The organism is Mycobacterium sp. E2327, assembly GCF_001672675.1.
In the GTDB taxonomy this organism is placed as follows: domain Bacteria; phylum Actinomycetota; class Actinomycetes; order Mycobacteriales; family Mycobacteriaceae; genus Mycobacterium.
The window spans coordinates 82,586-99,867 of the sequence record NZ_LZKE01000018.1 but is presented as its reverse complement, the minus strand read 5'-3'; the positions used below and the strand labels follow the sequence as shown (position 1 = coordinate 99,867).

The window sequence follows — 17,282 nt, the reverse complement described above, 5'->3', positions numbered from 1 at the left end:
CATCCGCGTGGAAGTTGAAGTCACCGCCATCCTGCTTGCGTGAGCGATCCGACCTTCCGATCAGTGCACGCGAAAGGATCCCCGAGATAGTGAGTGCGTACCCGATCGTCGAGTTGTCCACCGACGCGCTGCTGACCACGACCCGCTCGGTGCGCAAACGGCTCGATTTGACCAAACCTGTTCCTATCGGCCTGATTCGGGAATGCCTGGAAATCGCGGTGCAGGCGCCGACGTCCGCCAACGTGCAGAATTGGAGCTTCATCGTGGTCACCGACCCGGAGCAGCGTCGCGCGATCGCCGATGTGTACCGCCGCACATGGGACTTGATCGTCGCATCCCCTTTCGCGTGCACTGATCGGAAGGTCGGATCGCTCACGCAAGCAGGATGGCGGTGACTTCAACTTCCACGCGGATGTTGGGCCACACCAGCCCGTCGATGATGCTGAACATGGCGGCGGGCTGGTGACTGATCACGTCTCTACTCACCGCCAAGTAGGCGGACGCATTGTCACGGCTCGTAACCCATTGCCGCATGTAGACAATGTCGGTGAGCTTGGCGCCGGCCTTAACGAGCGCCCTTTCGATGTTGGCCCAGCACTGCCGGGCCTCTTCGGTGAAGTCCTCGGGCACACTGCCGTCTTCGCGCAGGCCCGGCGTGCCGGAGACGAAAATCTGTGTGCCGCCGCCACCGGATATGGCAATGGCGTCGGCGTATTTGCCGATGTGAGCGGCCACTCCAGTGTAGATCGGGGTAATCGTGGTCATCTCAAGACTCCTCGTTGGGTGTGACGTTTTTCTGGTGTGTGATGGCAACTTCGTCAACGTCTAGCGTGATGACAACTCCCCTGGACTCGTGGCCTGCGACGACGTGTGCGAGGGCGGTGGCAGCCTGATCCAGGCTGCAAGACCGCGGAATGGGCATGCTCAATCGACGGGAGGCGAGGAGTGCGGCGAGGCGGTCGAGTTGAGGCCCGTCGGAGCGGACATACACTGCGGTCACGCTGATCCCGCGGCTGGATGCAGGTAGGTCGGGTGTGATGGTGGCTAGCCGGCCGCCGTCGCCAACCGCGGTCATCGCCGTCGCGGCACCCCCGGGGGCCGCATTGGCGGCGGCGTCGATGGAGCCCTTCGCCAGCTCCCTCGCGTGGCGTGGCCACTGCGGATTGCGATAATCGATCACCTCACGGGCACCATGCTCGCGGACCCGGTCAACGCTGTGCGGGCCGGCAGTGGCGAGGACGTCAACCCCGCGCATGGCCGCCAGCTGGACGATCAGCCCGCCGGTGATTCCGCCCGCACCGTGAACGAGCAAGGTCTCTCCACCATCCAATGCCAACGCCTCGCCGACCACCTGCTCGGCGGTCAACGCCGGCACCGGAAAGATCGCTGCGGTGGCCCATGGAATTTCGGGCGCTTTATGGGCGAGCGATCCGACGGGCGCGATCAGAAGCGGCGCCCAAGTGCCTTGATCGCGCAGCGGAACAGGGTGGCACAGCACCGCATCGCCAACGCCGAATCCGCTCGGGCGGTTACCAACGGCCCTGATGACTCCAGCAGCCTCGACGCCGAGAGCGAGCGGCGGCCTCCGACCGACATCCCAACCTCCGTAGCGAACGATATTGTCCCAGTTGCCAATCCCGGCAGCACGAATGTCAATCAGGACCTCGTCGGCCGCCAGCGGTCGTGGGTCGTGCACTTCGAACGTCTGCACTTGGCCGCCTAGGGTGCGGATCCCCGCCACAAGCATGGTCACAGTGAGGCGACCGGCCATTCGTAGGTCATTGTGGTTCCTTCAAGATCAAGGTTCTACGGCTTTGATTCGCTTACGCGCTCTTCTGTGCTTTGTGCAGCCCGTTTTTCAGTAACGAGGCAAGTTCGGACTCTTGGGTGAGTAGCGGATCCCAGACCTGATTGACCGTCGGATGTGGCGCGACGGCGTGGCGGAGCAGACTGACTGGGACCTTCGCGACGATAGCCAGGGTGGCCGCTTGAACCAGTTCGGAGAACTGTGGGCCGACAAATGTCGCTCCGAGCAGCGTGTTGGTCTCGTCGTTGATGACCAATTTCGCCCATCCTTCGAACCCATCCCGGTAAAGGGCGAGGAATGACACCGCGTCGGGGTAATGGGCAGTTCGCGTCCGCACCGCGAACCCTTCTGCTTTGGCCAGACTTTCGGTGCGGCCCACCCAGGCCACTTGGGGATCAGTGTGGATAACCTGCGCAAGGCTGCCGGCATCTCGGACAGTCAGCTCGTTCTCGGATAGTTCTCGCCCCGCTGCCCGGGCCGTGATGATGTCGGCCACGACACGGCCGTGGTATGTGGAGATATGAGACAGCCGGGCACGACCGGTGGTATCTCCGAGAGCGTATAGCCAGCCGCCTGTGACGCCGACGGCCTGGAGATGGTCGTTCACAGAAACGATCCCGCCGGCCGGCAGGCCAATGGTTTCCAGTCCGATGTTGTCGGTGTTGTTGCGCCGTCCGGTGGCCAGGACGACCTCGTCTACCTCGATGGTCTGGCGTTGAAAAGTAGCGGTGACGGGACCGCCTGCGATGGGGCGGGCTACCGCCGACAACTCTGTCTCAAAGTGAATCTTGACGCCTTTGTTGCGCAGTGACTGCGTGACCAGTTCACGAGCTTCGGGTTCGCAGTTGGCAAGCAGGGTGTTCTCCCGCACCAAAAGTGTTACTGCTGAACCCAAACCGCGCAGGATCGTCGCGAACTCGACGGCGACGGGGCCGCCGCCCACCACCAGCGCGCGAGGCGGCACCTGCGTCATGGTCGTCAAGTCCCGATTGGTCCACGGGCGTGCTCGCGCCAACCCGGGTATCTCCGGCACGTTCGGACGGGTTCCGGTGGCCAGCACGACCGCGTGGCGTGCGGTCAAGACGGTTTCGGTGGTGTCCCCCAGGGCATAGGCCACGCGCACTGTTCGTTGGCCGCTCAGCCGGCCGAACCCATGAAACACTGCTACCCCGGCATGCTGCAACGATGCTGTGCGCTCTTGGTCGGAGAGGTGTTCAATGAGCGCGTCGCGTTTCGCGAAGACGGCCGCAAGGTCGAGTCCTTGCTCCGGAATAATCTCTCGCACACCAGGAACCGCCTTGGCGAGATTGAATACCTCGATCGGGCGCAGCAATGTTTTGCTCGGGTTGCAGCCCCAGTAATGACACTCTCCACCGACCAGACGATCCTCCACGAGAGCTACCGAGAGGCCCACCGACGCAAGCTTCCGCACGGCGGCCACACCGCCCACCCCGCCACCTAGAACGATGACGTCAAAGTCTTTGCTTGCTTTCATTTACCTCTCACCAACGTCTTTCGCTGTCGACGCGACGGTCACCGGCTGGCATCGTCATCCGTGGTAAGCGGCCCGTCTCCGGTATCGAGCAGGAAGACCGCCAGTAATTCAGCCGGTTCGGTGGCGCTCGCATTTTCACTGATCGTGTGGTGCGCCCCGGGGATCTCCTGCCACGTCTCACCGGCGTGGTAGACGCGTGCGGGCTCACCTTCGACCTGGCTGCGGATCGCTCCGGAGATCACGTACGCCATGATGAACGCCGATTTTGCGTGGTGGTGCGCCCCGCTTTTTGCTCCGGGCGGATAACTGACAGTCACTGCTTCAAGTGATTTGCCCGGAACATTGGTCGGCTGATTGAAGACGGGGCGAACCACCGGCTTTTGATCGGAACCCTCTGGCATCGGCTCGGCGTGGGCCCCGGGCGCGAGCATCATCGCGGCTGTCAATGCGACGAGTGGAATTTTCAGGGCCATTTTGCTGCCTTCTTTCAGTCTTCGGCCACGCGAAGGATCGTCTTGCCGGGGATGCGTTTGCCGGGAACGAAAGCGGCGGCGGCTTCGGCGAGCGGCAGCACGGCGCCGACCACGGGCTTAAGCCGTCCATCCCGGACCCGCGCGGCGAGGCCGGCGAGCTGGACCCGGTCCGCCTCCACCAGGAAAAAGATCGCGCGGCCGTCCCGTGGCTGGGTCTTCGGCGGCTCGGCAACGGTGACGAGCGTTCCGCCGGCCCGGACCAGAGCGGCCGATCGGGCGAGGATGTCTCCGCCGATCACATCGAATACCACGTCGACTTCGCCCGCGTCTTCGAGCTTTTCAGTCTCCAAGTCGAGGAAGGTGTGGGCGCCGAGCTCCAACGCCCGGTCTCGGTCTGCGGTCCGGCCGGTACCGATGATCCGTGCACCGACCTCGCGAGCGAGCTGCACCGCGATCGACCCGACCCCTCCCGCGGCCCCGTGGATCAGGACCGTTTGTCCGGCCGCCAGGCGACCGTGGTCGAATAGACCTTGCCAGGCGGCCAATCCAGAGATCGGCAACGCGGCGGCGGTGGTGTGGTCGATGTCCATCGGCAGCGGTGCGAGATTGCGGGCTTCCATGGCGGTGTATTCCGCCAGCGAGCCGTTGCGCGCCCAGTCGGCGAGCCCGAACACCCGCTGACCGACGGTCAAAAGCGTGGTGCCGTAACCCAACTCCACCACGACACCCGACAGCTCGTGGCCGGGCACACTCGGTGTCCGGTCATGACCTGCCCGGTCGATCCAAGTGTGTGGCCAGTCAAGCTCCCCGGGTGTGAAACCCGCGGCGTGTACCCGAACAATGACGTCGTTGTCGGCCGCCTGGGGGTAAGGCAGGTCGCTCAGCGATAGGCCAGCGACACCGGCGTCGCGATCTGAAACAGTGATGGCTTGCATTACAGGTCCTCTCTGATAAGGGTTTTGGTTGCAGGGTCGGGCGCGGGTTGCGGCTGCACGCTAACGAGCTCGAGGCCTAGGTCACGGACCCGGTCGAGCAGTCCGTAAAGTTGTGACTGATCACGGATTTCACCCGTGAACACGCTTTCGGTCGAACCGGCCTCGAGGCGCATCCCTTCTAATGCGGACCCGAGCCGCTCGGTGAGGCGGCCTCGAATGCAGATCTGGTAAATCGTCGACTGCACTTCAGCCTCCGCTCGCCAACTTCCAAATCAGCATTTACCGACGTAGGGTGAATGGTCATCACCCGTCGAGCTAATTCACCCGGGTGAGTGCGGCGGCATCGCTGGAGTATGGAAAGGCATACGGACGCGAACATCCCCGGCCGGGATCTGTGGTGGCGACCTTCTGCAATCGATTCATTATCCGGTCGCATCGCGAATGAACTGGCCAATCTGGCGTAGCGAGCGCGTGGCCTCGGGAATGATCGGCGCCGCGAATTGGAACACGTGGATTTGGCCCGGCCATATCTGCACCTCGACCTGAACACCGGCTGCGGCCAGCCGCTGGGCGGCCAGCTGCGCGTCATGGAGCAGCACCTCGCAGCCGGACACATGGATCAAGGTCGGTGGCAGGCCGGGTCGGATGTGATCGAGTGGTTCGTAGAGCGCGTCGGGAAGCCCCTTGGCGCGGCGCTGAGCTCCAGCGCGAGCGATTAATCCGTGCAAGGCGTCGAACGCTCTGGGCGGAAACATCGCATCCGAGCCGATGTTGGGGTGGGTCGTTTTGCGCGGCGTGGACAGTCGCAGCAGCGGTGACATTGCCACCAGCGCGGCAGGCTGTTCACCGCACTCGAGCAGGCGTTCGGAGAGCGCAAGCGCCAGATAACCACCGGCGGAGTCGCCCGCCAGCACGATCTGATCAGGCTGATAGCCCTGCCGGCGCAACCAGGAGTAGCCGTCGTAGCAGTCATCGACCGCATCGCTGACCGAATGTTTGGGAATCTTGCGATAGTTGGGCACCAGTACGGGGCTGTCGGCGAAACGCGACAGCATGGTCACCAGTCGCCCGTGCGAGTAAGCGCCGCAGGTCAGGAACGCCCCGCCGTGCAAATACAGCACAACCCGGCGGGTACCGTCGGCCGGTAGCACTCCCGCGGCGCGGACGAGCTGCGCGGTGCAATGCGCCAGGCCGATGCCGTCGCGTACCGTGCCCGGTGCCGGCGGGATGGCGCGTGCGGCGAATTCCACTGCGCCCCAAGGCCAGGGCACCGATGGCAGGCAGCAGCCCACGCTCAACGCAGGGCGGATCGTCAGCCGGGCACCGAGCGAGGCGATGCGCCCGGCCATGCTCGGGCCGTCCTGAGTGACGTCAACGACGGCACCGGCGCGGACCGGATACTCCCGTGAACCCGATACACTGGCGAATGAGCTCATGCCATCACTTCCATGTCGGGTCCATCAGTTCCCCTGCACCCCCAACACATTCGCGCACCATCAGATTCGAAACCGGTGGCAGGCTCCCGTCTCGGGCAGCGCGGCTCTGTGACGGCCCGGTGGTCATACCGCTTGCGGAGCGCCGCTCGTCGCCGCGCTCCCACCTTGTGGCGTCGGCGGTCCGCGTAGGCGGTCAGCCCGGCCGCCACCGTTGCTCCCGCACAAATGGCGGCGCTGGCGCCGAAATCGCTTAGCTGACCAACGGTTAACGTGAGGACGGTGTAATCGCCGGAAACTACCGCCACAAATAGCCAGGCCACGCGTAGTCGGTTCATGGTGTCAGGCCCCCGGGCCCGATCGTGCGCACGGTGAAGACGCTGCGCAGGAATCCAGTGGGGCGCCCGCAGGTGGAGCAATGCGGGCGGGCGCCGCATCGGGATGCCATCTCGCTCTTGCCGCTTACGTAATCCGCGATGGCCTGATGCAAAGCAGCCAAGCAGGCTTGACAGAGCGTCTCAACGAGATCGCCGTCTGGGGTTAGTCCTGTCTGGTCACATCCGTCGATGGCGTGTATCTCGGCTACGGCCACTGCCGGCGCACCACAGGCATTGCCGGTCGACACCCGCTGGGCACTGCAAATGGCCTGCAGCGCTTGAAGTTGATCCTCGATCGCCGGTATGGCGTCCATCGGGGTGCCTCCTTTCCGACGCGTCCAAAGCCGGGCAGAGGCGGCCGCGTCCCGCATTCGATCCAGCAGCCACGGTGTTCGCGCGGTCCCGGAGCCGTATTCGGCAGTCGATCGTTGAAATTGGCGAGGCTTCATTTGGTTTTCTCCAATTTGTGGCGATGGGTTCCGCGGTAATCAACGCAGCAAGGTTGTCCACCGTCATCGCGACCCGTTGCTCGCTAATGCGGCCCCGAACACAGAGCCGGTACATGATCGGCTCCACATACCCTCCGCTCGCGATCCCATAAGCCAGCATTCGTTGAGGTGGGATGAGTGGTCATCACCCGGCGAACTGATTCACCCGGGCGATTTGGCGAATATCGCGAGCACCGATTAAGGAAGGAGCGCCGAGAAACCGGGGCGAAGGCGATTCACTCGATAGTGACGATGGCCGCGTGACTACCGCAGGACGCGGGTATTAGCGGCACTAACGTAAATGCGAAATACGTTGGAATACCACGTGATACACCTACGCAAAATGCACTATGCACACCCGTGAGTGTCAATGTCGACGGGCGCTCGGCTGTTGTGATTAGCGAGGGCGCTGGCGCGTCCGACTACCTGCGTGGGCGGCGTCCCACTGCGCATCGATGCGGCTCACGCGGCGAAGCTCCATGACGAGCCGCTGCGCTCCCGCGATCACGCCAAGAACGGCGATGAGCGCCGTGGTGGGCAGCCATTCGTAATGTCGATACGCGGCTTCTGTGGCGGTGCTAATGAGCCCAAATGTCGCTACTACCAGCAGGATCAACCCCGGCCAGAAGAAGTTGTCCTTTACCGTGATACCTGCGTGCGGTTGCGTGGTCCGACAGTGATCCGTCGGATCGTCATGTGTGTCTCCCATCGCCGCTCCCTCCGTCGTCCTCATACGAGATATCGAATTCCATCCATGGCGGACCCGCACGAACTACAGCATCTCGTCGCGGATCACCGATACATCGGTGAGTGCCGGACGGTTTTGTTAGGTCGAGTCGGCCCGGCCGCGGATAAGGAGCTCGGGCAGCGTCACCCCTATCGTCGTCACGAGCCACACCACCGTCGTCGTGGCCAGGCAGGATGGCATACCGTCGATGGTGATTCCGTGCGCCAATATCGACACAAGGATCAACGCGACGATCGTCAATGCCAAGCTGGTGCCCCCAAGGAGCAGCGACGCGTACTCACGGGGCAACTTCAAGATCGCTAAGGACAAGATCCCCTGCATTACGGCGAACGCCAGCACGGCGATGATGAACCCCGGTACCGACAACGAAACTCCGGGAACAATCCACGCCGCAACCAGCAGTCCAATCCCCCACGATGCCAGGAGCACAATTACCCACCGCAGGATTTGCCTCATGGCAATAAGCGGAAGTCCTGGGGCCGGGGACGCGTCCAGGCTTGGTGGGCGCCGACCTCGTTTCGGGATTGTGAATTGCCAGTCATCGAGGTTGATGTGCGCCATCGCTGGGTCCCTTTCCCGGATTTCTTCACCTGCTACGCCGTGCTGACTTTGGTTGTGTAGCGCCGAAACAATCGGTCATTTCCGCACATGTCTGTCGGAAGTCAAGCCTGGTCCGCCGCGGGGTGAGCTGTCTTCATCCCACAACGCCAATCACCCGGGTGAGTGAGGACACTCCGAGGCCGCGGCATCGCATGCTCCCGGACCGGCCGCAAAGCGGTGTGCCGTCAAGGTCAATCTGAAGTGTTGCGTCTCCCGCGGGCGCGATGGAACAGTCATCTATTTGACGTTTTCCAGCGCTTCAGGACGCCCAGCGCGAATCACCCGGGGGAACAGACCGTTGGGGTGATGACGATTCACCCCGCGCGCGGGCATCCTCATCGAGGAGCAGATGCCCCGGGTTCATGAGCACACAGCGGGCGCAGCCTAGTCCCCCGCCAGGTGCGAGTGGATCGGAAGCATAAAGACGGGTGGCCCGGCCGCCGTCAGGGAGCCCGGGAAGGACTACGACATGCGCGGCGCGATGGCCGACTTCAGCCACACCAGACCTTCCGAGCCGGTGCTTTCGAAAGGACGGCGATGACTGAGGCTTATGTTTTGGGCGGCGTACGAACCCCGTTCACTCGCTATGGCGGCACGCTGTCCGGTATTCGGGCCGATGACCTGCTGGGAATGACGATGAAGGGTGCCTGCGACCGGCTGGGTGTGCCGCTGGATGCCGTGGAGGACATCGTGGCGGGTTGCGTGAACCCCGCTCACGAGGGCATGGGCGACGTCGCCCGCTGGGCGGCGTTGTCTGCGGGATTTCCTGACACCGCGGCCGGGGCCACCATGAACAGATTTTGCGGATCATCACTAAGCGCCGCGGTGACCATCAGCCATGCGATCAAGGCCGGCGACCTCGGCCTGGGTATCGCCTGCGGAGTCGAGTCGATGTCTCGATCGGGGTGGGCGTTGATGAAGGGCGAGGCCGCCTTCAGTCCCCGAGGCCCGGTTGTCATGCTCGACACTATGTGGAGCGGTGCTGGAGGACCGCCCAACACGGTATTGCTGGCCCGCAACGCTTACATCACCATGATCGAGACCGCGCAAAATGTCGCCGACCGCTACGCACTGAACCGGGAGGAGATCGACGCCTTCGCACTGCGCTCCCAGCGACATGCCCGGGCCGCCCGTGATCGAGGTCGGCTAGCCAAAGAGATTATGCCCGTGACGATCCCAGCGACCAAGAAGACACCTGCGCGCCTAGCAGAACATGACGAGTTCATCCGCGATGACACCACCGCTGAGGTGCTGGCGGCCTTACCGGCGCAGCCCGGTACGACTCAAATGACGGCGGCCAATTCCTCGCCGTTAAGCGATGGTGCCAGTGCCGTTGTCATCGCTTCCGGGGAGCGAGCCAGGGAACTCGGCATCGAACCGTTGGCCCGCGTGGTATCGAGCGCGGTCTATGGCATCGACCCCCTCATTATGGGCGTGGCCCCTGCATGGGCGATCCCGGCCGCGATCCGCCGGGCTGAGCTTGTCCCCGAGCAGATCGACGTGTGGGAGGTGCACGAGGCATTCAGCGCCCAGGCGCTCGGCGTGCTGCGGGAATTGCCAAACCAGCTAGATGGTTTCGTGGTTCCCGATGACAAGCTGACACCCAATGGCGGCGCGGTAGCGATCGGACATCCGTTCGGGGCTACCGGAACTCGTTATTTGTTGACGTTGGCGATCGAATTGCGTGAAAGAGGTGCCCGTTACGGGGTGATTGGAATCTGCATCGGCTCGGGGCAGGCCGTAGCGATGGTCCTGGAAAGCGTTGCTGCAGAATAGAATCAGATGCGTTCGCCCTGGGGCTGATCAGGACGCGTCTTATCGAAACGACACCCACGACTCTACTGAGGCTTCTATGGATCATTTCGATGTCGCCATCCTCACGGGGCACGCCATCAACCTATGACGCGACACCGAACCACGCTCGCATGCCATGCCGACCCGCGATCACCGAACGCCGGCCCGCACGACAGAGCACCACCGAGTGATGCGGTCCGCGGGCCGGGTTCGTGATGTCATCGTCGCCGGGTCAGGCCCCGCCGGCTACACCGCGGCGATTTACGCCGCGCGAGCCGGGCTTGACACCCTCGTGGTGGAGGGCGTAATGCCTGGCGGTGCACTGGTGGCCGCCGGGTCGGTGGACAACTATCCCGGTATCGGCCCGTCCGTGTGCGGACCCGTCCTGGTGGCTGCGATGCGCGACCAGGCACAGCGCTTCGGCGCCGAATTTCACCAAGGCGACGTCGACCGATTCGTTCTGCACGATGCGGTGAAGACCATCGCCATACGCGACGAACGACACCACGCCCGCGCCCTGATCCTCGCGATGGGTCCCATCAACCGTCCGCTCAATGTGCCTGGCGAGCGCGACCTGTTGGGCCGCGGGCTCAGTACCAGCGCCAAACGCGATGGTGCGGAGTACACCGGTTACGAGGTCGCCGTCATCGGTGGTGGCGACGCCGCGGCCGAAGAGGCGCTCTATCTCGCACCGCTGGTCCGCCACGTGACCCTCGTCCACCATCGTCCCCGGCTCCGGGCATCGGCAATTGGCGTCGCTCGGCTACGCGCTCATCCCAACATCACGGTCCTGATGTCCACTGAAGTGCTAGCCGTCCTCGGCAGACACCATGTCACCGGGTTGCGGGTGCGCGACACGCATAGCACAGCCTTCTACGACATCGACGTTGCCGCGGTGTTCATCGCCGTCGGACAAAGGCCTCGCTCGGACCTATTGAAGGGACTTATCGGCCTCGATACCCAGGGCTACGTTCTAACCCGTGCGGATAGTAACCACACCTCAGTGGACGGCGTATTCGCCGCCGGTGCCCTGATCGACCGACGCTACCGCCAAGCGATAACCGCTGCAGCCACCGGCTGTGCTGCTGCACTCGACGCCCAGCGTTGGATCACCGAATCACACCCCACGCCGCAATGGACTGACAGACGCACTTAAACGTGAAATCGACTTGGCCGCTTGTTAACTCGTACATCATGCCGATGACCCTTCCCATCCGTTGAAAGAATGGAGATAGCGCCTTTGGCTTCGAAGATCGCCAGGTGAATACAATCGGGGCTTTCGTGTCCGTGCTGTCGCAGTACAGCCTGCAGATCGGCATTGGTTAGTCCGCATCGGCGCAGGTTGCGTCGGTCGACATGTCCGTTGCGGATCAGCACTTTGAGAGGCGGATCGATGAAGCGCCGAATCGCCGGAATGAAGCGCAATCTGGCTAGTACCGCGTGGGCGAGAAGAAGGCTGATGAGCGCCGCGGTTGCGCTGAGCCACGAGCTATCGCTGGCTGTTGCAGCCCGACCGACGATGGCTCCGGCCGCCACCGCAGCGATCCAGTCGAACGGCGCGAATTCGGCGAGGGTACGGCGCTCCATGAACCGAAACAGGATCGCAGCCGTGAGGAATAGCGCCGAGGCTTTGATAGCGGCATCGAGGGAACCGAGCGGGTCGCCGATCAGAGCATGAAATAGTCGGTCCACGCCCCTCCGTTCAAGGGTGAGTCGTTTCGCGGCGCCAGGGCGTCGGTGCCTCGGGGCGGCGCTCAGCGATATCGTGCCTACTTGCCGCCGCGTCCCACGATGGCGACGACCTCGATCTCGACGCGCTGGTTGGGCAGCGCGAGCGCCTCGACGCCCACCGCCGTCCACAACGGGAGACTCTCGCCGAACCGCGCGCGGAGTTGGTCCACCATCACCGACATGTGTTCGTCACCAATGGATTCGACGACCGTCGGGACATGGTAGGAGCGAATGTTCACGACGTCGTGCCAGCTGGCGCCGGCCTCGGCGAGGGTCTTTTCGACGTTGTCGCAGGCCTGGACTATCTCCTCCTCCAGAGATGCGCACGACAAGGTGAAATCCACGTCCCAGCCTCCTTGGCCGGAGATCTCGATGCGTTCGCCGATTCGTAGAGCTTGGCGGTAGTGGTTGCGGTTACGGGCGATCTCGCCGTATCCGGGGGTGTCGAAGAACTCGGGTTTGGCCATGCCACGGCTTCCTCTCGTCATTGATTGTTGCGGCCCAAGGCTGTTGTTCTGCTTGTCCGAGAAGCACGGCCGGTCCCCGGGGGCCCGCAGCTCAGATCAACGACAACTATCGGTGGGCATGGGGTGAGATGTCTTCATCCCGCTGGGCAATTCACCCGGGTGGAGACCTCGGTTCTCATTGCCTCCCGGTGTGGTTGAAGTTTCGTCTCTGATGGTGGCGATGGCCGCTGCGTCCTCCACCGCGACTCGGTTTGCGGCGCGGAGTACAGCGCACACGTCGTCGGCGGGTATGACCGCGGCGCCGGAGGCATCGGCGAAGACGTAGTCGCCGGGCCGGACCGCCACCCAGGCGACCACGACCGGACGGTTCGCCTCGTACGGGGTCACGATGTCGCCACCCCGTCGCGTCGTTTCGCCTCGGCAATAGATGGCGAGCTCGTAGCGTTCGAGTTCGGCGAAGTCGCGCGGCCGTCCGTCGGCGAGAATGCCTGCGAACCGATGGTTTCGGACACGCGACAGCTTTGTCCCCCCGCCCAATGACGCATCGGTGCAGCCGTTGCTGGCCAGGACCAGCACGCGCCCGTCGGCGCCGCCTTCGATGGCGTCGTAGAACAACGTCTTGAAGTTGTAGCGCTCGGGCGGGAGAGCGGCCCGGCACGCGGGGAAGTAGGAGAGGGTCACGGCGGGGCCGAAGAGCCGGCGACCGGGAGTGGGACTCACCAGGTCGAGAAGATGACACCGATGTCGGTGCCGTCGCCCCATGGCGTCCACGATGTCGGCGGTACGCACGCGACTGGCGAGCGCTTCGAGGGATTCCATCAGGGCGCCGAGATCGGAACACGCCAGGACCGGGCGCCGCGGAAGTCGAGCCACACATCGGTGGGCGTGCGCACCAGTCGGGCCAGGACATCTCCGCAGCATGGGCAGCGCACCACGATGCCGGGCCCGCGGTGATAGACGTGGCTCTCGGCGAATGTCCTGGCGCAACCGCATTTTCCGCAAGTCAACGTCGCGGTGGTGACATCGAAGCCCAGCACTTCTGCGAAGGCGCCCGCGACCGCGTTACCGTCGACGTGCGTTGGTTCGGTCATTGCCCCTCGCTTCTGAATTAGTTACTCGGCCCGAACCGCTCGGTCCGGATGGCTGACGGCGGATGCCCCTGCGCGATCAGCTTCGCGGTCACCGATTCCACGAATCCCGTTGGACCGCAGACATAGACGCGCGTACCGGCGGCGGGCGCCCAATCCGTCGAAGCGAGGTCAGCGCCACGGACTCGACCGGGCCGCCGGGCGGACTGCGGCGGGGCCACGCGAGTGTAGACCAGCACAACCTGCAACCAGCCACATTCGCGCTCGAGCCGGCCAAGCTCTTGGGCGTAGTACACGTCGTCGGGACTGCGCACCGAATAGACCAGCCGAAACTCGGCGCTGCCCGCCGCTACCCGCTGACGCAGCATGGCCATCAACGGGACGATCCCCGATCCGCCGCCGACGAGCAGAAGCCGAGCCTTGTCGTCAGGCCGCCAGACGAACCAGCCGCCGATGGGTCCTCGAAGTTCGATCTCTTCCCCGACGGGCAGTCCGGTGAGGTAGGGCGAGACTTCCCCGTCGGGAATCTGCTGCACGGTGAGCTCGATGCGCTCACCGTCGGGTGGTCTGCTCAGTGAATAGCTGCGTTGCGCGCTGTAGCCGTCCTCAGCGGTCAGCTTGAGATCAATGTGCTGGCCGGCCAAGTGCCCGCCCCAGCCCGGCACGGTCAGCGCGATCGTTTGCGCCGAGTCGGTCTCGGGTTCAGACTGCACCACACGCGCGACCCGCCAGCGCAACTTCGATTCCAGGTGGACGTCCACAGGCGTCGTCAATCCCCCGCGTAGCGCTGTTCTCGCCAAGGGTCGCCGTAGTTGTGGTAGCCGAACCGCTCCCAGAATCCCGGTGCGTCACTGTCGCGCAGCTCAATGGATTTCACCCACTTCGCGGACTTCCAGAAATATAGGTGCGGCACCAGCAACCGCGCCGGCCCTCCGTGCACCGCGCTAAGAGGTGCGCCCTGGTACGCGTAGACGATCCACGCCTTCCCGCCGAGAAGGTCGCCCAACGGAAGATTCGTGGTGTAGCCGCCGTAGGAACCGACCAGTGCGAATCCGGCAGTGGTGTTGATTGATTCGAAGAGCGTGTCCACAGAGACGCCTTCCCACTCGGTATCCAGTTTGGACCACGTGGTTACGCAGTGGATGTCCACATTGAGTCGCTCGCTGGGCAGGAGCTTGAGCTGGGCCCAGGTCCAAGAGTATTCGGCACCGAGCTCGTTGCGAATCGTGAATCGCCAGTCATCGAGATTGATCCGCGGAGTCGGTCCTGCTTGCAGGACAGGGAAGTCCGCGGTCAAATGCTGGCCGGGCGGTAGCTCACGGGCCGGCTCACCGCGTCGTCCACGAAAGCCTTTGTTGACGATACTCATTGGTGCTCCGTTTGATGGTGGTGATCATCGCGAACAAGTCCGGCGTTGGATGTGTAGCTGAAATGAGAGGCGGGAACTGCCGCTGCCGCCTTCGGCAGATGGACGACTTCGCTTGCCGTGAATTGCGCGTCGGCACCGCAAGCGAATCCCATCGACAACACCGTGCGCGGGAAGAAGACGTCGGTGAGATATGCGAGTGCGACCGCCCAGCGGTTGACGAGGCGCGGAAGTGCGTAGAGGTGGTAGGTACGGGCGACAAACTTTGCGGGATAGCCCGACAGGTGCACGCCTAGCGGGTTGGCGACGGCGTAGCGCGGACCCAAGTCGACGACCATACCCTTGTCGCTATGATGGTAGTCCCTCCGCTCGCCGTAGCCGAGACTTGCAGCGACGTTGTGGGCCAACGTCTTACCTTGTCGGATCGCGTGCTGGGCGGTGGACGGGGCGATCTTGCCGGGCTGAGTTAGGTCCGGAACGGCGGCGGCATCACCCGCGGCAAATACGTCAGGGTAACCTGGTACCTGCAGATCGGTCTGCACCTTCAGTCGGCCCCGCTCGGTTTCCAAGCCCAGCGTGGCGACCAGCGGTGACGGGGCCACGCCAGCTACCCACGCTACCGTGTAAGTGTCGATGCGCGAATCATCGGTGAGCACAACATGATCAGCGTGAACCTCCTTGAGGGTCGTGCCCAACCGCACATCGATTCCGCGAGAGCGCAGCACACGCATTGCCGCGTCGCCGAGCTTCTGCCCCAGCTCGGGCATGACATGGTCGGCCAAGTCCAGCAGCACAAACCGCACCGAGGCCCGATCGAAGCCCATTTGCTTCGCCGCCGCATCGGCGAGCGCTCGCAGCTGCGCCGTCAACTCTGAACCCGAATACGACGCACCGACAACGACAATCGTGCGTCGCGCGGCCGCACGCGCCTCGTTTTCGTCGACGTGAGCGAGTTCCAACTGCTCGATCACTCGATCGCGCAGATACAGCGCCTCGGCCGTCGACTTCAGCCCGTGCGCGTGGGTGGCCAAACCGGGCGTATCGAACAGCCGTGTCACCGAGCCGGGTGCTAAGACCAGCCGATCCCATGACAGCGTCCCTACGTGGCCCTCCGGATCGGTGAACGAGAGGCTACGCCGGTCGAAGTCAACGCTATCGACCCGGCCGCGCACCGCCTGCACGCCCTTGAGCGTTCCGGCCAGCGGAACACAGACAAACCGCGGGTCGACCAGCCCACCGGCCACATCAGCCAGCAGTGGCGTGTACTGCAGGTAATCGACCGGCGAAACAATGGTCACCCTCACATCCGAGGCACGCGCCCTGTCTAACCGCCGGGCCAGGCGGCGCGCGCACTCGTAAGCGGCGAACCCGCTGCCGACGATCACAACTGAGGTGTCCGGTTTCGCCTTTGGGGGTTGACGGTGGGCTGGGACCGCCTTCATATCTTTTCTCCTGTGCGGCATTTGGGTATCGACGTGGTGTCAGCGATCGATCGCAAGAGGTAGTGGTGTTCCTTGGTGGCCACGCGTCCTGCACCGCGACGTGGTAGACGGCTGCGGAGATATCCAGCACAGCATCTCCCGACCCTGTCCATCTGTCATTACTCCTCAGCACCATTCACCCGGGTGATAATGCTTAACCTGGGATCCCGCCACATCGAAGTCCGACGATGGCAATCGCTCGTCGATCGGCGCGATGCGCCATCAACCGCCACCGGAGCCACCGAGCCCTGGTTGGTTTGATTAGTTCGTGCATCAGTTCAGATCATCGCGGGCTATGAGCCGGCGGGCCGCCTCAGTGATCGAGCCCGAGAGCGACGGATAGACCGCAAGCATCTGCGCCAGATCGGCAAAATGCCCGTGCAGTCCCCCGCAGCGTAAATGCCCGCGACGTGTGTCCGCGATACCCGGTCGACACCAATGTAGTTGCCGGGTCCGGGTTCGATGCCCACGCGCTGTAGACCTAGCCGGCCGGTGTTGGGCACCGACCCAACCGTCATCAATGCGTCGGGTCACCACAGCTCAAGTGTCTTCATCGACGACGATATGCATGGCGGCTTCTTCCGCCGATGCAGCGCCGCCGTCAATGCCGACGTCGTGGGCCAGGTAGTCCGTCCCTGGATCCGTCGGGTCGACGGCGAAGGCGACAAGCCGACCTGCGCGCATGTCGCCGACCTGATCGTCGATTAGCTCACCATCGCTGTCGGCGCTATCGCCGATTCCGTCGCCATCCGACTGATCGGTCACGTCGGGCACCTCGCGGGCCAGTCGGCGGGCCAGACTTTCATGGGTCCGCGCTTCCCTCGTCGTGAGACCCCACGCCAGGAGTTCACGCGGGCGTTCCGGCGGTGAGTAGCCCTCGTCGAAGTCGATGCCAGTCTGTTCTGAGTCCAGGCTTTCTTCCGGTTCGAGCAGGTGGGCCTGCACATCATCGAATTCAGAAATCCCCATCAGCGCCGCCTCCATTCCGTATCTCCAAAA

General features: G+C 63.7%; 19 protein-coding genes and 2 pseudogenes. 3 read left to right on the top strand and 18 right to left on the bottom strand.

Annotated features, from left to right (window positions below; genetic code table 11):
- On the top strand, positions 1-395 hold a 395-nt coding region (locus tag A5712_RS02280; RefSeq protein WP_231981929.1), incomplete at its 5' end, for a nitroreductase family protein.
- Here the strand turns inward: A5712_RS02280 and A5712_RS02275 are convergent.
- From A5712_RS02275 to A5712_RS02235, 9 genes are all read right to left on the bottom strand, one after another.
- Complete coding sequence (locus A5712_RS02275) at positions 373-765, bottom strand: Rid family hydrolase (protein ID WP_068100726.1); 393 nt, start codon at positions 763-765, stop codon at positions 373-375. The genes A5712_RS02280 and A5712_RS02275 overlap by 23 nt on opposite strands.
- Before the next feature lies 1 nt (position 766).
- Positions 767-1,711, bottom strand: coding sequence for an NADP-dependent oxidoreductase (locus A5712_RS02270; RefSeq protein WP_231981927.1), 945 nt, complete (start codon positions 1,709-1,711; stop codon positions 767-769).
- Positions 1,712-1,823: 112 nt separating this feature from the next.
- Positions 1,824-3,302: an NAD(P)/FAD-dependent oxidoreductase gene (locus A5712_RS02265; protein WP_068100724.1), complete on the bottom strand. Its 1,479-nt coding sequence runs from the start codon at positions 3,300-3,302 to the stop codon at positions 1,824-1,826.
- Positions 3,303-3,340: 38 nt separating this feature from the next.
- Entirely contained in the window at positions 3,341-3,775 is a 435-nt protein-coding gene (locus A5712_RS02260; protein WP_068100722.1) for a cupin domain-containing protein, read from the bottom strand.
- A 14-nt stretch (positions 3,776-3,789) separates the two neighbouring features.
- Positions 3,790-4,710 (bottom strand): NADP-dependent oxidoreductase, encoded by a 921-nt coding sequence (locus A5712_RS02255; RefSeq protein ID WP_068100720.1) that lies wholly within the window; start codon positions 4,708-4,710, stop codon positions 3,790-3,792.
- Positions 4,711-5,132: 422 nt separating this feature from the next.
- Entirely contained in the window at positions 5,133-6,146 is a 1,014-nt protein-coding gene (locus tag A5712_RS02245; RefSeq protein WP_068100716.1) for an alpha/beta hydrolase, read from the bottom strand.
- A 331-nt stretch (positions 6,147-6,477) separates the two neighbouring features.
- Positions 6,478-6,834 carry a phosphoenolpyruvate carboxylase gene (locus tag A5712_RS29970; protein WP_231981925.1) on the bottom strand — a complete coding sequence of 119 codons (357 nt, stop codon included), beginning with the start codon at positions 6,832-6,834 and terminating at the stop codon, positions 6,478-6,480.
- Positions 6,835-7,405: 571 nt separating this feature from the next.
- Positions 7,406-7,717 (bottom strand): protein UsfY, encoded by a 312-nt coding sequence (gene usfY / locus A5712_RS02240; protein WP_068100750.1) that lies wholly within the window; start codon positions 7,715-7,717, stop codon positions 7,406-7,408.
- 117 nt (positions 7,718-7,834) lie between these two features.
- Positions 7,835-8,212 (bottom strand): hypothetical protein, encoded by a 378-nt coding sequence (locus tag A5712_RS02235; RefSeq protein WP_068100714.1) that lies wholly within the window; start codon positions 8,210-8,212, stop codon positions 7,835-7,837.
- A gap of 681 nt (positions 8,213-8,893) precedes the next feature.
- On the opposite strand from A5712_RS02235, the gene A5712_RS02230 reads away from it, so the two are divergent.
- Together A5712_RS02230 and A5712_RS02225 are read left to right on the top strand one after the other, a co-directional pair.
- Positions 8,894-10,132: a thiolase family protein gene (locus A5712_RS02230; protein WP_068100712.1), complete on the top strand. Its 1,239-nt coding sequence runs from the start codon at positions 8,894-8,896 to the stop codon at positions 10,130-10,132.
- Positions 10,133-10,286: 154 nt separating this feature from the next.
- Complete coding sequence (locus A5712_RS02225) at positions 10,287-11,306, top strand: NAD(P)/FAD-dependent oxidoreductase (protein ID WP_369830346.1); 1,020 nt, start codon at positions 10,287-10,289, stop codon at positions 11,304-11,306.
- On the opposite strand, the gene A5712_RS29965 is transcribed toward A5712_RS02225, so the two are convergent.
- The 9 genes and pseudogenes from A5712_RS29965 to A5712_RS02190 form a co-directional block, all read right to left on the bottom strand.
- Positions 11,303-11,842 (bottom strand): DUF421 domain-containing protein, encoded by a 540-nt coding sequence (locus A5712_RS29965; protein ID WP_082973230.1) that lies wholly within the window; start codon positions 11,840-11,842, stop codon positions 11,303-11,305. The two genes, A5712_RS02225 and A5712_RS29965, sit on opposite strands and share 4 nt — an antisense overlap.
- A gap of 77 nt (positions 11,843-11,919) precedes the next feature.
- Positions 11,920-12,348 (bottom strand): Rid family hydrolase, encoded by a 429-nt coding sequence (locus A5712_RS02220; protein WP_082973229.1) that lies wholly within the window; start codon positions 12,346-12,348, stop codon positions 11,920-11,922.
- 96 nt (positions 12,349-12,444) lie between these two features.
- Positions 12,445-13,167, bottom strand: a complete 723-nt coding sequence (locus A5712_RS02215; RefSeq protein WP_082973228.1) for an RraA family protein — start codon at positions 13,165-13,167, stop codon at positions 12,445-12,447.
- The gene (locus A5712_RS02210; RefSeq protein ID WP_068100706.1) at positions 13,167-13,439 is read right to left on the bottom strand and encodes a DUF6510 family protein; all 273 of its coding nucleotides are present in this window, start codon (positions 13,437-13,439) and stop codon (positions 13,167-13,169) included. The genes A5712_RS02215 and A5712_RS02210 overlap by 1 nt, the downstream gene beginning before the upstream one ends.
- Before the next feature lie 17 nt (positions 13,440-13,456).
- Positions 13,457-14,209, bottom strand: coding sequence for a ferredoxin reductase (locus tag A5712_RS02205; protein ID WP_369830345.1), 753 nt, complete (start codon positions 14,207-14,209; stop codon positions 13,457-13,459).
- Positions 14,206-14,805: a sulfite oxidase-like oxidoreductase gene (locus tag A5712_RS02200; protein WP_068100702.1), complete on the bottom strand. Its 600-nt coding sequence runs from the start codon at positions 14,803-14,805 to the stop codon at positions 14,206-14,208. The genes A5712_RS02205 and A5712_RS02200 overlap by 4 nt, the downstream gene beginning before the upstream one ends.
- 89 nt (positions 14,806-14,894) lie before the next feature.
- Positions 14,895-16,244 (bottom strand): annotated as a pseudogene (locus A5712_RS02195) (NAD(P)/FAD-dependent oxidoreductase); the annotation flags it as partial.
- Positions 16,245-16,645: 401 nt separating this feature from the next.
- Positions 16,646-16,807: pseudogene (locus A5712_RS29960) on the bottom strand (FAD-dependent oxidoreductase); the annotation flags it as partial.
- A gap of 16 nt (positions 16,808-16,823) precedes the next feature.
- On the bottom strand, positions 16,824-17,267 hold the full coding sequence (locus A5712_RS02190) for a DUF5709 domain-containing protein (protein ID WP_068100700.1): 444 nt from the start codon (positions 17,265-17,267) through the stop codon (positions 16,824-16,826).
- Positions 17,268-17,282: the final 15 nt, after the last annotated feature.

Bases quoted from the DNA above. Each gene is read 5' to 3' on its own strand.
- A5712_RS02275 (WP_068100726.1), bottom strand. From the start codon at position 765: ATGACCACGATTACCCCGATCTACACTGGAGTGGCCGCTCACATCGGC.
- A5712_RS02190 (WP_068100700.1), bottom strand. From the start codon at position 17,267: ATGGAGGCGGCGCTGATGGGGATTTCTGAATTCGATGATGTGCAGGCC.
- A5712_RS02260 (WP_068100722.1), bottom strand. From the start codon at position 3,775: ATGGCCCTGAAAATTCCACTCGTCGCATTGACAGCCGCGATGATGCTC.
- A5712_RS02210 (WP_068100706.1), bottom strand. From the start codon at position 13,439: ATGACCGAACCAACGCACGTCGACGGTAACGCGGTCGCGGGCGCCTTC.
- usfY (WP_068100750.1), bottom strand. From the start codon at position 7,717: ATGGGAGACACACATGACGATCCGACGGATCACTGTCGGACCACGCAA.
- A5712_RS02255 (WP_068100720.1), bottom strand. From the start codon at position 4,710: ATGCAAGCCATCACTGTTTCAGATCGCGACGCCGGTGTCGCTGGCCTA.
- A5712_RS02215 (WP_082973228.1), bottom strand. From the start codon at position 13,167: ATGGAATCCCTCGAAGCGCTCGCCAGTCGCGTGCGTACCGCCGACATC.
- A5712_RS02230 (WP_068100712.1), top strand. From the start codon at position 8,894: ATGACTGAGGCTTATGTTTTGGGCGGCGTACGAACCCCGTTCACTCGC.
- A5712_RS02220 (WP_082973229.1), bottom strand. From the start codon at position 12,348: ATGGCCAAACCCGAGTTCTTCGACACCCCCGGATACGGCGAGATCGCC.
- A5712_RS02235 (WP_068100714.1), bottom strand. From the start codon at position 8,212: ATGAGGCAAATCCTGCGGTGGGTAATTGTGCTCCTGGCATCGTGGGGG.
- A5712_RS02265 (WP_068100724.1), bottom strand. From the start codon at position 3,302: ATGAAAGCAAGCAAAGACTTTGACGTCATCGTTCTAGGTGGCGGGGTG.
- A5712_RS02245 (WP_068100716.1), bottom strand. From the start codon at position 6,146: ATGAGCTCATTCGCCAGTGTATCGGGTTCACGGGAGTATCCGGTCCGC.
- A5712_RS29970 (WP_231981925.1), bottom strand. From the start codon at position 6,834: ATGGACGCCATACCGGCGATCGAGGATCAACTTCAAGCGCTGCAGGCC.
- A5712_RS02200 (WP_068100702.1), bottom strand. From the start codon at position 14,805: ATGAGTATCGTCAACAAAGGCTTTCGTGGACGACGCGGTGAGCCGGCC.
- A5712_RS02225 (WP_369830346.1), top strand. From the start codon at position 10,287: ATGCCGACCCGCGATCACCGAACGCCGGCCCGCACGACAGAGCACCAC.